The organism is Pseudomonas sp. A0308, from assembly GCF_044218815.1.
GTDB lineage: Bacteria > Pseudomonadota > Gammaproteobacteria > Pseudomonadales > Pseudomonadaceae > Aquipseudomonas > Aquipseudomonas iridis.
This window is the reverse complement of sequence record NZ_CP162581.1, coordinates 559086-572425: the sequence shown is the minus strand read 5'-3', so window position 1 is coordinate 572425 and position 13340 is coordinate 559086. Positions and strand designations below refer to the sequence as shown.

The window sequence follows — 13340 nt, the reverse complement described above, 5'->3', positions numbered from 1 at the left end:
TTTATGTTTAAAGCGATGGTTGTGGACGATCATCCGTTCATTCGCTCTTCGGTCAAAATGCTGCTCAAACAAGAAAACTTCGACGTGGTGGCTGAAGCGGATAATGGCGCCGATGCGGTGCAAATGGCCCGCGAGCACGCTCCGGATCTGATCGTACTCGACATCGGCATGCCCAAGCTGGACGGCCTCGAAGTGATTTCGCGTATCAGCGCCCTGGGCCTGTCTTCGAAGATTCTGGTACTGACCTCACAGTCAGCGCAGTTCTATTCGATGCGTTGCATGAAGGCCGGCGCGGCCGGATTCATCTCCAAGACCAACGACATCAACGAGCTGATCAAAGCCATCAAGGCGGTGATGGATGGCTATACCTTCTTTCCCAATCTGGCCGGCAGTTCGGTACGGCGCAGCGATGTCGAGGCCACGGAGCTGGATCTGATTCAGACATTGTCCGACCGCGAGCTGACGATTCTGCAGCAGTTGGCCAACGGTTTGAGCAACAAGGAGATCGGTGAGGCGATGCTGCTGAGCAACAAGACTGTCAGCACCTACAAGACCCGCCTGATCGAAAAGCTCAACGTCAAATCGGTGGTCTACCTCGCTGATTTCGCCAAACGCAATCACTTGGTCTAGATGAACACTTTCAGCAAAAAATACCTGGCCATTGCGTGGCTGCTCGGCATGTTTGGCGTGTTCAGCGCAGCGGCTGCCGAACCCGATGTCTTGCAAGTGCTCGGCCGCTCGACGGTGGACGAGTATTCTGTTTCCCTCGATGAAGCCGACTGGCAGTGGCTGCGGCATAAACGCACTTTGCTGCTCGGTGCATCGGCGCCGGACTACGCGCCGTTCGGCATTACCGGCAACAGTGATGATTACGAAGGCCTGACAGCGGATTACGCGCAGTTGGTCTCGCAACTGCTGCACGTCAAGGTCGAGGTGCGGCGCTATCCGTCGCGCGCCGAAGTGCTCGCCGCACTTAAACGTGGCGAGATCGATCTGCTCGGCACCGCCAATGGCTTTGAGGCCAGTGACCCGGAATTGGCGATGTCCCAGGCCTACGCGGACGATCAGCCGACGCTGGTGACTCGCGTTGGTGAAAGCCAGAGTCTGCCGACGGACCTGGCCGGCATGCGTGTGGCCATGTTGTATCACTATCTGCCGCCGGACACGGTCAAGGCGTTTTACCCCAAGGCCACCGTGCAGCTTTATCCATCGACCCTGAGCGCAATCGGCGCCGTGGCGTTCGGTCAGGCTGACGTTTATCTCGGCGACTCGATCAGCTCCAATTACCTGATCAGCAAGAATTACCTGAACAACGTTCAGCTCAGCGATTTCTCGCGCATGGAAGTGCAACCGTTTGCGTTCGCAGTGACTCAGGACAACGCGCGCCTGCTGCGAATTCTCAATGTGGCGCTGAAGACCATTCCGGCCAATGAGCACATGACGATTCTGCGCCGATGGAATGCCGGTGGGGCGACCATGCCTGGCCAACAGGTATTGCACTTCAGTGTCAGCGAGCAGCGTTGGCTGGATCAGCATCCGCGAATCAAAGTCGCTATCAACGAAAACTTCCTGCCACTCACATTCATTGATGATGCCGGCAACTTTCGTGGCATCAGCGCCGATGTGCTGGCTAAGGTTAGCTTGCGCACCGGCCTGAAATTCGATTTGCAGCGTGCCGATTCGGTGCATGACCTGATCGACCAGGTCACCAGTGGCGAAGCTGACATGCTCGCCGCATTCACCCCGAGTGTGGAGCGCGAAAACGAGCTGCGTTTCACCCGGCCGTACCTGACCAACCCGTTTGTGCTGGTGACGCCGACCGGCGCTGATCGCCCGCAAACCCTGGATCAGATGGCTGGCAAACGCTTGGCGCTGATTCGCGGCAACGTGCTGCGTGAATATGTGATCGAGCACTATCCGCAGGTGCAACTCGTGCCCGCGGACAACGCCGTCGACGCCATGGCCATGGTCGCGCGTGGCGACGCCGACGGAGCGATCAATTCGTTGATCAGCGCGCGTTATATGATTTCCCGCCAGTACCGCAATCGCCTGCAAGTCACCAGCACCGTCGGCACCTTGCCAGCGCGCATCGCGTTTGCAACCAACCGTGGCGCGCTGGAACTGTATTCGATTCTCGACAAAGCTTTACTGAGTATTCCTCCGGAGGAAATGGACGAACTGACCAATCGCTGGCGCAGCGAGATCGTCATCGATGACAGCTACTGGTTGCGCAACCGCAGCGCGATCATTCAAGGCTTTGTGGTGGCGGGCGTATTGTTGCTGGTGGCGCTGGGCTGGATCGCCTATTTGCGCTTGCTGATCCGTAAGCGCCGGCAGGCCGAAGCCGCGCTCAATGATCAGATGGAGTTCATGCGCGTGTTGATCGACGGCACGCCGCATCCGATTTACGTGCGCGACCGCGATGGTCGTTTGATGACCTGCAACAGCGGTTACCTGAAAGTGTTCGATGTTGAGCGCGAAGCGGTGATCGGCAAAACCGTGACTGAAGGCGTGCTCAATGACGCCGATGAGGCCCGCGCCTATCACGAGGATTATTTGCAGGTCATGGACGAAGGTCTGCCGCGTATTCAGGATCGCCGGCTGACGTTGGCGCAGGGGCGAGTACTGACGATCTACCACTGGATGCTGCCGTATCGTGGCAGTGACGGCGCGGTGAGCGGCATGATTGCCGGATGGATCGACGTCAGCGAACGTCAGCAGCTGTTGCAGCAATTGCAGGTAGCGAAGGAGGGCGCCGACGACGCCAACCGGGCGAAAACCACGTTCCTGGCGACCATGAGTCACGAAATCCGCACGCCGATGAATGCGGTGATCGGTATGCTCGAACTGGCGATGAAAAAAGCCGATCAGGGCGTTCTGGATCGTTTCGCGATCGAAGTTGCCTCCGGGGCGGCGCGCGGTTTGCTCGATCTGATCGGCGACATTCTCGATATCGCCCGGATAGAATCCGGACGTCTTTCACTGGCCCCTGAACGCGCCAATCTGCGTGAGTTGATCGAATCCGTCGTGCGCATTTTTGACGGCCTCGCACGACAAAAGCAGCTGCGCTTGCAGCTTAATCTCGATGCGCTGAGCAATGTTGAAGTGCTGGTCGATCCGCTGCGGTTCAAACAGATCCTGTCGAATCTGGTGAGCAATGCGATCAAGTTCACCGACACCGGGCATGTGCGTCTGAGCGTGCAAGTCAATACCAATGGCGGGCCGGAACGACTGACGCTGTGTATGCGGGTCGAAGACAGCGGGCGGGGTATTTCACTCGAGGATCAGCAGCGGCTGTTTAGTCCGTTCACTCAGGCCGGCAATCATGGGCAGTCGTCGCGGGGCGGCTCCGGGCTGGGCTTGGTGATCAGCCGTACCCTGTGCGAAATGATGGGCGGTACTTTGGCGCTGCACAGTACATTGGGCCAGGGAACGCAGATTGAAGTACGGCTTGATTTGCCGCTGCTGGAGCCATTGGCCCGCACGCCAGTGGCCGAGGTGGAGTCGGTCGAAGTCAGTCGCGCGTTGAATATTCTGGTGATCGACGACTACCCGGCCAACCGTCTGCTGCTCTCGCAGCAACTCAGCTATCTTGGCCACCGGGTCACGGATGCCGAGGACGGTGCCCATGGTCTGCGCGCCTGGCGCAATGAACACTTCGACGTGGTGATTACCGACTGCAACATGCCGATCATGAACGGTTATGAACTGGTCAGCGCGATCCGTGACGAAGAGGCGGCGCGGGGGCTTTCACGCTGTCTGGTGCTGGGTTTCACGGCGAACGCGCAGATTGAAGAGAAGCAGCGCTGCGCCGAGGCGGGCATGGACGATTGCCTGTTTAAACCGATCAGCCTTGAAAATCTCAACGCGCGGCTGGCTTCGGTCACGCCGCAGCCACGCACAGAACCTGACGACGTTCCCGCAGTGCCTGGCCCCGGCGGCGGAATTGATCTGAGCAGCCTGGAGCAACTGACTCGGGGCGATCAGGCCTCTATCAAAAGTCTGCTGGCCGATCTGGCAAGCAGCAACGATGACGACATGGCCAAACTGATCCGTTTGTTCAGCCACAACGACTTACTGGGGCTGGCGGATCTGGCGCACCGGGTAAAAGGTGGTGCGCGAATCATCAAGGCGCAGGCTTTGATTCAGGCTTGCGAAGCGTTGGAAGTTGCCAGCGAGGGCATCGATTCGCCTGCGCTGGCCGACGCGGTCGATGCCTTGCATCAGGCCATGGAGCGGCTGGCCGCGCAGCTGGAAGTCCATTTGGCTTGAATGGGGTTCCTTCGGGTTTTATCAATCAGATCCAATACTTGCGAATTTTCCTACATTCATCACACAGCCAGCCTCGTTAACGTGCAGTTGTGTCGGCGTTGTGCCGATGCAGCTCATTTTTAATGTCTGGAGCAGTTGATGAACATTCAACGTATGTCTTCCCGTGCGCGGCTGTCCGTCGGCACGTTGGTGGTTGCGGCGACGCTGAGCGCTTGTGCCAGTGCGCCGATCCCCGATCAACAGGTCTCGCTGTCCAGGGATGCGGTCAACCGCGCAGTATCGGCAGAAGCCACCCAATACGCACCGCTGGAAATGCAAGCGGCACAGGACAAGATGTTCCTGATGGAACGCGCCTTGGGTGAGAAGAATTATCCGCAGGCCAGACTTCTCGCCGAGCAGATCGAAGTAGATGCCAACCTCGCCGAGCGCAAGGCGCGTGCCGTGAAGTGGCGCAAACAACTGACAGACGCCCGTGACGGCATTCAGGTACTGAAGCAGGAAATGCTTCAGGACCCTGGTTTCAACCCTCCCGCCAGCGCTCAATAAGGACTGATTCAATGCCTGCTTTTAAATTATTGCCCGTCGTTTCCTTGTTCGCCCTGATGCTCGCCGGTTGCGCCACACCACCGGAAAACCCGCAGTTGCTTCAGGCCCGCGCGCAGTTCGCGGCGCTTCAACAAAAGCCGGAGTCGAACACGCTGGCGGCGATTGAAACCAAGGATGCGTTCAGTGCCCTGAACAAGGCCGATCAGGCTTCGATCAAGGACCGCGAAGCTGCGGAAATTGATCAGTTGGCCTACATTGCCAACCAGAAAATCTCTCTGGCGGAGCAGACCATCGCCATGCGTCAGGCTGAAGCGGGTCTGAAGAAAATCGATGCCGAGCGCACCCAGGTGCAACTCGACGTGCGCACCCGACAACTCAAAGCCTTGCAGGCGATGAAGGCGCAGAAGACCGAGCGCGGTGAAGTCGTAACCTTTGGCGACGTGTTGTTCGATACCGGCAAAGCTGATCTCAAGTACGGCAGCCAGCGACAGTTCCAGCAATTGGCCGACTTCCTCAACAATAATCCGGAGCGCAAGGTCCGCGTGGAAGGTTTCACCGATGACGTTGGCAGCGAGGACTCCAATCAAATACTGTCCGAGCGACGAGCGGCTTCGGTTGCCAACGCCTTGTCGAGCCTGGGCGTGGATCGACTGCGTGTTCTGACTCAAGGTTTTGGCGAGGAGTATCCGGTTGCAGACAATGGCAGCGCGGCTGGTCGCCAGCACAATCGTCGGGTCGAAGTGATCGTGTCCAACGGCGCCGACATGGTGGGCGCGCGGAACTGATTCACTGCATGAGTTTGCTCTCCCGCAATGGGAGAGCAGTTTTTCGTCATCGCATGTGACCGTTCATTTGTGTGGGAAAATTCCTACAAATGTAGGGAATTTTCCTACTCTTTTTCTCCGCTCTGATCTCTAAATTAGCTACCTCAACTGAGCCACTGGCCTCCCGTCAGATGCTGCTCAGCCTTATGCCATGGGCATTTGCATCGCCGGATCGGCGGTAAGACTGAGGTACTGAACATGACGACCCTTCACCCGAAAAAATCTTCGATTCTGGTTCTTTCGCCACTGGCGATGGCCATCTTCATGCTGCAGCCGGTGCAGGCGCAGGCGTTTACTTCATTGGTCAACAGCGGCGTAGTCGTCAATGGTGAGACCGTGACGGGCGGTCTTCAAAGTATCAGCAGCGATGGTACGGCCAACAACACCTTAATTGAGGCTACAGGCACTCAAAGTGTATTTTGGCTCGGTGTATCAAACGACGCCACGGTCAATGGCCGACAACTGGTTTCCAGCGGCACTGCCAATAACAGCATCGTCAACGCTGGCGCAACACAGGCACTGAGTACTCAAGGCGTTTCCAACGGCACCGTCTTGAACGGCGGTACGCAAACTGTGCAAGGGACCAACAGCCGCGCCGTTGGCACCGAGATTAACGCAGGTGGCGTACAAACCTTGTCGTTGGGCGCCGCTGGCGCTGATACGCATATCAATGACGGTGGTGTGCAAAACCTGCTTAACCAAGGCACGGTTGAAAATACGCTCGTGCAGACTGGCGGGGTGCAAAACATCGAGCGTGGGATGCTCGGCGGTGCAGTGGCCACCGACACGTTGATCGACGGCGGCGTACAGAACGTGAGAGACACCGGCACCGCCAACAACAGCACCGTCAGCAACGGCGGTCAGGTCAACCTGTACAGCGGCGCCCAGGCCAACGGCGTGGTGGCGGAGGCGGGCGGAACAGTCAACGTGATGGAGAACGGCGTGAAAACCGTTGATTCGCTCACCCTTAATGGTGGCCGTCTGGCGTTCGTGCCGAGCACCGATGGTACGTTCAAGACGTTTACCGTCAATGCATTGTCCGGCAGCGGCAGCATTTCGATGAACACTGATATTGCCACCGCCCATGATGATTTGCTGGTGATTGAGGGAGCGGGACTTGCGAATGGCGACCACACCTTGATCGTCGGCGACTCGGGCCATGAGCCGACTGCGTCCGATGGGCGTTTGCTGCTGGTGGACACCAACGGCGGCAACGCGAAGTTCGGCTTGTACGGAGGTCATGTCGATGCGGGCGCGTTCCGTTACACATTGCAGCAGGAAGGTAATGACTGGGTGCTGGCGAGTGCAGGAACTCCCCCGGTAACGACGCCGGTTGATCCGGTTGATCCGGTTGATCCGGTTGATCCGGTCACCCCGGTAGATCCAGTAACACCTGTCGATCCAGGCAAACCCATAGACCCGGTCACCCCGGTTCGTCCGGTCAATCCAACTCCGGAAGGTCTGTCCAAGGGCGCCAATGCCGCCGTTGCCGCGCACACTGCCAGCGCCAGTCTCTGGAACGCGCAGATGAATGCATTGGTCAAGCGTATGGGCGAATTGCGCATGGGCAAGGATGACGGTGGCGTCTGGACCCGGGCCATTAGCAAGCGCTTCGATATCAGTGAGCACTCGAGCCGTGCCTATACCCAAGACATCTCGGGTATAGAGATCGGTGCGGATAAGGCGTTCGCGCTCAACAGCGGCAAGGTCTTCGTCGGAGGCATGGTTGGCACGGCGCAGTCGGATCTGGACTTCGGTGAGGGGGCGTCCGGCAACATCGACAGCAAGATGTTCGGGGTCTACGCGACCTACCTGCATGACAACGGTATCTACGTCGACAGCGTGTTGAAGTACAGCCGTTTCGACAACGAAATCAAGACACCAAGCAACCTTGGGGAGTCGGTAAAGGGATCGTATAAAACCAACGGCGTGGGAGCGAATGTCGAGGTCGGCAAGCAGATCAAATTGGGCAACGGCTGGTTCGTCGAGCCACAACTGGAACTGACTGCGACCCGTACTCAGGGCGCGAGCTACACCGCGAGCAATGGCCTGAAGGTCAAGTCCGATGATATGGACTCCTTGCAAAGCCGCGTGGGTTCGTTGTTCGGCCGTAGCATGGAACTGAGTAACGGCATGAAGGCCCAGCCCTACGTCAAAGCCTCTTACGTCACGGAGCACGCCGGCAGCAGCAAAGTCAGCGTAAACGGCAACAAACTGGATGCTGAACTGCCGGGTAATCGTGTCGAACTGGGTTTTGGTGGTGTGCTGCAGGTCAGCGAGAAGAGCAAGATTTCCATCGACGCCGAATACGCCAAGGGCAACTCCATCGAACAACCTTGGGGTGTCAGCGTGGGCTATCGCTACCTCTGGTAAGGGTGGACGTCGCAGATGCTTGGGACATTTCGTACAAGCATCGCGGCATTTTCCTGAATAGCTTGTCGCTTGAATGCCGGACACTGTCCTGACAACAGAGGAGTTGACTACCATGCCCAGCCTTCCACTTCGCGTACTGGTTCTAGAAGATCACACGTTCCAGCGCTCCGTGGCGGTGAGCATGCTCAAACATCTGGGTAGCAGTGAAGTTCTGGAGGCGGTCGATGGCGCGCAAGCCCTGGCGCTGCTGGACTCCTCAGGCCCGGTCGATGTTGCACTGTGCGATTTGAAAATGGAGGGCATGGACGGTCTGGACTTCATCCAGCGCATCGGAGCGAGCGGGCAAGTGCGCTCGATCATCATCAGCAGTTCGCTGTCGGCCGACTTACGCCGGGCGGTGCGGCAGATCGTTTCGCTGCTGGGGCTGGAGTTTCTTGGCGACGTCGGTAAACCCTTGCGCGTCGAGGCGCTGGGCAAACTGTTGAACAAACAGTTGAATGCCTGCCCTGTCTCGGCATCGTCGGCAGCCGTGGCAACTGACCCGGCCAGTGAGTCAGAAGTCCGTCGGGCGCTCGCCACGCAGCAACTCAAGGCGTTTTACCAGCCCAAGTTCAACCTGCAAAACGGCGATGTGTGTGGTGTCGAAGTTCTTGCGCGCTGGCTGCACCCCTGCAAAGGCGTGATTTCTCCGGCGGCGTTTATGCCAACTCTGGAGCGCTGCGGCCTGATGGATCAGTGGTTGTATGCGCAAATGGATCAAGCGCTGCACGTACAGGCGCAAGCCAGACATCAAGGATCTGCGTTGAACATGGCGTTTAACCTGCATGCTGCGCAACTGGCTAACCCTGAGCTGGCGAGCAACGTCCGCCAGTTGCTGGCGCGTCATGGCGCTGCCGGTAGCGGAGTGACGTTCGAGGTGACAGAAAGCGGTTTGCTGGAAGCTCCGACCATTAGCCTGGAAAGCCTGGTGCGCCTGCGTATGATGGGATGTCGACTGTCGATCGATGACTTCGGTGCCGGCTTTTCCTCGCTGCAACGCTTGTGTCAGTTGCCATTCAACGAAATCAAACTGGACGCCGAGTTCGTACGTACTCTAGAGCAAGAACCGCGCTGTCTAGCAGTGATCGCCAGTACTTTGGCTCTGGGCGAAACCCTCGGCATGTCAGTCGTGATCGAAGGCATCGAAACCGAAGCGCAATGTCAGCAACTGTTGGATATCGGTTGCACACAAGGACAGGGTTTTTGGTATGCACGTCCTATGGCTGCAGAAGACTTTCTGAATTGGTTGAAAAAAGCGAAATAGTTCTAGCAACTCTTTTCATGAACTGCGTGCAACCTCTCCGGCGTTTTGCTTGTTTTCAATGCAATTCGTGAAGGGGCAGGGTCGCAGATTCAGTCAACTGAGCGCCCATGATGCGGTTGAATGGCTATATGAGGTGTTTGATATCAACCGATCAAGTTTCTACGCCTACCGTCTCAGACGTCGGACATCCAGATGTTGAACGGCTTCGGTTGCACAGCCGGCGGAAACGATCTGTAGACAAAGGAGCAATTTTCCCGAATGCCAGAAACGACAAAGCCCTGAATAATCGGGGCTTTTTCGTATCAAATATGGCGGAGGAGATGGGGTTCGAACTCATGGAGCTGTTACAGACGACGGTTTTCAAGTCCGAGGAGGTCACTCATGATGTCGCGACGGTAATAGACATCTGCTTCAGCGCTTGAATGGCCAAATTGTCCTAAACTCGCTTCCTCCCAATCAACTAAGGAAGCGTCAATGGGCATGCAAGGAAAAGACCGTCAGATCGACAGCATTGAGTTCAATGTCGTTGACATCGACCGAAGCAAGACCTTCTACGGAAGCATTTTCGGCTGGAGTTTCGTTGACTACGGCCCGACTTATACCGAGTTCAGCGACGGACGTATGAGTGGTGGATTCACTACTGGAGAGTCAGTACGTACGGGTGGACCTTTGATCATCCTATATGCGGATGATCTTGAGCAAACCCAGCTAAGGATCAAATCAGCGGGTGCGACCATTAGTCGTGAAGTTTTTTCGTTTCCGGGTGGTCGCCGTTTCCACTTCATCGACCCCGATGGCTATGAGCTAGCCGTGTGGTCGACCTCTCCTTGATATTGACGCGAGTCCCAAACGTTGCGGCTGCAACGCTTCAGTGCGGCAGCAATGTCTCCGACATTACAGAAACAACCAAGGATCGCTGTTGTTTTGTAATGTCGGTTCCTGGCCGAAAGCAGTCTTCCACGACGGCCATTTAGACGTGCAGATGCCCCATTAGTCCCCGCAAGTATTAGCTTACGGCCTCGCTTACATCCGGTGATGTTCTAGCAAGAAGTCCACGAACAATCGCACCCGCGCTGGCATTGCCGGCCCACCGACGAATACCGCATGGATCGGCTCTCGGTCCCCTGGATTCCAAGCTTCCAACAGCGTAATCAGATCGCCGCGCTGCAGATCCTCTCTCACGCTGAACTCACCGATACGTGCAATGCCGGCACCGACCCGCGCGAGTTGTGCCAACGCCTCACCACTGCTGCATTCGATGTTGCCGCTGACCTTCAGGGAAAACTCTTTTCCATCGCGGATGAACGGCCAGTTAGGTTCGGCACGTCGGAAGTTGAAGCGCAGGCAATTGTGCTTTAGCAGGTCTTCCGGTTCCTGAGGGATGCCATGGCGCTGCAAATATTTGGGCGATGCCACCACTACTTGGCCGGTGTCGCCGATCCTGCGCGCGGTCAGCGGGCTGTCGGGCAGATGACCAAAGCGGACCGCGACGTCGGCCTGCCCGCCGAGAATGTCGACCACTTCGTCGCCGAGGGTTAGGTCGACGATGATATTCGGGTAATGGGCGCTGAATTCTGCGACCAAGGGCACGATGGCCAACCGCCCATGACCAAGCGCGGCACTGACACGCAATCGTCCTCTGGGTACGCCTTGGTCGGCGATTGCTTCTTCGACCTCGTCCATGTCGGCCAGGATACGCCGAGCGCCGCGCAGGAACGCCTCGCCCTCGGCAGTGAAGGTGATCGCTCGCGTGGTGCGCAGCAACAGGCGGGTGCCAAGACGTTGCTCGGTGCGCGCGATGATCCGACTGACTGCGGAGGGTGTCAGGCCCAGTGCACGCGCGGCGGCCGACAGGCTGCCTTCCTGCGCCACGGTGGTGAACACGCTCATCTCACCTGATCTGCCGTTGAAATCCACTTGTGCCTCCTGCGCAAAGGTGATTACCAAAAATGCTATCTACCGCCTGAAAAGACGGGATCGTAGCATTAGCGGCATAGATAAGGAGGTTTGCATGAGTATCAATCCACCACTCGTCGCGCTCGCCATCGGTGCCTTTGGCATCGGCGTAACAGAATTCGCCCCCATGGGTATGCTGCCGGGTATCGCTGCGGATCTGGGCGTTTCCATTCCCGCCGCTGGTTTGCTGGTCAGTGCTTATGCGCTGGGCGTATTGCTCGGCGCACCGCTGATGACCCTGACCACCGGCAGGATTCCCAGGCGCTATCTGCTGGTCGCGCTCATGGCGATTTTCACCCTGGGTAATCTGATGTCAGCCCTGGCCACCGATTACTACAGTCTCATGGTCGCCAGGGTGGTGACCTCACTGAACCATGGTGCATTTTTTGGCGTTGGCTCCATCGTCGCTGCCAGTGTGGTCGCCCCGGAGAAACGTGCCGGGGCAGTAGCGGCGATGTTCATGGGTCTGACTCTGGCGACTATCGGCGGTGTGCCGCTGGCCGCCTGGTTTGGCGAACTGTTCGGTTGGCGAACCGCTTTCTGGGGTATTACCGGGTTGGGAGTGTTGACCATGGCCGCGTTGTGGTTCGCACTTCCCAATCTGAAGACGCCGCAAAGCGTCGGTGTAATGGCGGAAATTCGGGTATTGGGACGCGGCCCGGTGCTGGGCGCGCTGGCCCTGACTGTAGTCGGCTCGAGTGCCATGTTCACAGTCTTCACCTACATCGCGCCGATCCTCAGCAGCGAGACCCATGCGTCCACCGCCTTCATCACCGCCATGCTGGTGTTATTCGGTGTCGGGCTGACGCTGGGCAACATGTGGGGCGGCAAGGCTGCTGACCGTTCAATAGATCGCACGCTGATCATCTCGCTGAGCGTGCTTATTATCGTCTTGTTGGCGTTCACCGTACTGATGCGTTGGCCGCTGCCGGCTGCCGTAGCCATCCTGATTTGGGGTATCGCCAGCTTTGCCTTGGTCCCGCCGCTACAGATGCGTGTCATGGAAGCTGCGAAGGACGCGCCCAATCTGGCCTCGGCGGTGAACATCGGAGCCTTTAACTTCGGCAACGCGATAGGCGCAGTGCTGGGCGGAGCGGTGATCAATGCAGGTCTGGGTTATCCGGCGATCTCCTTGGCCGGAGCGGCAATGGCGGGTCTGGGGCTACTGATGGTGCTGGCTTTTGTCTGGCGCTCAAGAACGATTGAAGCAGCAGTGGTGTGACGAAGATGAAGGGAAGTAATTCGTTACCATCGATGAGTGGCGGCAAGTGGCAGGTTTCCACCGTTTCTGGTCGGCAGATACGGCCGAAAGCTGCCCACCACCCAATCTCAAACGTTTCCTTCACTTTTTGGTCGGGCTATATAATTTGGCGGGAGGAGGGAACGAACAGCTGGGGTTACGGAAATGCCCGAAAAGATGCGGAAACGATCCATAGAGAGAGGAGCAAATTTCCCAAATGCCAGAAACGACAAAGCCCTGAATAATCAGGGCTTTGTCGGTACAAATATGGCGGAGGCGATGGGATTCGAACTCATGGACCTGTTACAGTCGACGGTTTTCAAGTCCGAAGATTAATCTTTATATATCAATAACCTAACGCTATTTCGTTTCCGCAAGGCAGCATTCATTGATGCTGCGCACACCGGAGGCTGGGTTTTCCTTGTCAGTGATACCCCATTCTCTGGCAATGTTATAGATGTGTGAGAGCAGTGAGATCTCGCGATTCGCCCGAACCTTCCCGGTCCGTTTGTCGCGGTACTGGGCTATCACCTGTGGTGTCACCGCATTGATCGGCGCTTCACTGAATGCTTTCCTGAGTTGCGTCAGTGAAAGCAAGTTGTCCTTTTGGGTTCTAGGCATTTTCGCCGGAATGATCTCAGCTTCGTATCGGTCGAAAACTTTTCCCAGAAGGGTATTCTTTTGCGAAATTGGCTTGCAATCGAGTTTTGCCCATTCCGCCTTGGCGACATTCAAGTCGCCACCCAACGGAATTTCCTTTCTCTTCCCATGTTCATCTCTTCCGTCGTAGTAGTACCCGACCCACTCTGAACCGTTTTTCATTGAC

At 57.2% G+C, this 13340-nt stretch carries 9 protein-coding genes and 1 pseudogene; 8 read left to right on the top strand and 2 right to left on the bottom strand.

What is annotated here, in order from left to right; all coding sequences use genetic code 11:
* Positions 1-3 precede the first annotated feature (3 nt).
* The 7 genes from AB4P92_RS02605 to AB4P92_RS02575 all read left to right on the top strand — a co-directional run bounded on the left by AB4P92_RS02605 (position 4) and on the right by AB4P92_RS02575 (position 10149).
* Complete coding sequence (locus AB4P92_RS02605) at positions 4-630, top strand: response regulator transcription factor (RefSeq protein WP_261735263.1); 627 nt, start codon at positions 4-6, stop codon at positions 628-630.
* The gene (locus AB4P92_RS02600; RefSeq protein WP_395598802.1) at positions 631-4272 is read left to right on the top strand and encodes a transporter substrate-binding domain-containing protein; all 3642 of its coding nucleotides are present in this window, start codon (positions 631-633) and stop codon (positions 4270-4272) included. It begins immediately after the preceding gene.
* A 138-nt stretch (positions 4273-4410) separates the two neighbouring features.
* Positions 4411-4818 carry a DUF4398 domain-containing protein gene (locus AB4P92_RS02595; protein ID WP_261735265.1) on the top strand — a complete coding sequence of 136 codons (408 nt, stop codon included), beginning with the start codon at positions 4411-4413 and terminating at the stop codon, positions 4816-4818.
* Between the two features lie 11 nt (positions 4819-4829).
* Positions 4830-5603, top strand: a complete 774-nt coding sequence (locus tag AB4P92_RS02590; RefSeq protein ID WP_395598801.1) for an OmpA family protein — start codon at positions 4830-4832, stop codon at positions 5601-5603.
* Between the two features lie 237 nt (positions 5604-5840).
* Entirely contained in the window at positions 5841-8015 is a 2175-nt protein-coding gene (locus AB4P92_RS02585; RefSeq protein WP_395598800.1) for an autotransporter outer membrane beta-barrel domain-containing protein, read from the top strand.
* Positions 8016-8127: 112 nt separating this feature from the next.
* The gene (locus AB4P92_RS02580; RefSeq protein ID WP_395598799.1) at positions 8128-9318 is read left to right on the top strand and encodes an EAL domain-containing protein; all 1191 of its coding nucleotides are present in this window, start codon (positions 8128-8130) and stop codon (positions 9316-9318) included.
* 474 nt (positions 9319-9792) lie between these two features.
* A complete protein-coding gene (locus AB4P92_RS02575) occupies positions 9793-10149 on the top strand; it encodes a VOC family protein (RefSeq protein ID WP_261735270.1) in 357 nt (118 codons plus the stop codon).
* A 192-nt stretch (positions 10150-10341) separates the two neighbouring features.
* Here AB4P92_RS02575 and AB4P92_RS02570 read toward each other — a convergent pair whose 3' ends face one another.
* Positions 10342-11235 carry a LysR family transcriptional regulator gene (locus AB4P92_RS02570; protein ID WP_395598798.1) on the bottom strand — a complete coding sequence of 298 codons (894 nt, stop codon included), beginning with the start codon at positions 11233-11235 and terminating at the stop codon, positions 10342-10344.
* 94 nt (positions 11236-11329) lie between these two features.
* On the opposite strand from AB4P92_RS02570, the gene AB4P92_RS02565 reads away from it, so the two are divergent.
* Positions 11330-12496 carry an MFS transporter gene (locus AB4P92_RS02565; RefSeq protein ID WP_261735272.1) on the top strand — a complete coding sequence of 389 codons (1167 nt, stop codon included), beginning with the start codon at positions 11330-11332 and terminating at the stop codon, positions 12494-12496.
* A gap of 402 nt (positions 12497-12898) precedes the next feature.
* On the opposite strand, the pseudogene AB4P92_RS02560 reads toward AB4P92_RS02565, so the two are convergent.
* Positions 12899-13336, bottom strand: a pseudogene (locus tag AB4P92_RS02560) (integrase); the annotation flags it as partial.
* Positions 13337-13340: the final 4 nt, after the last annotated feature.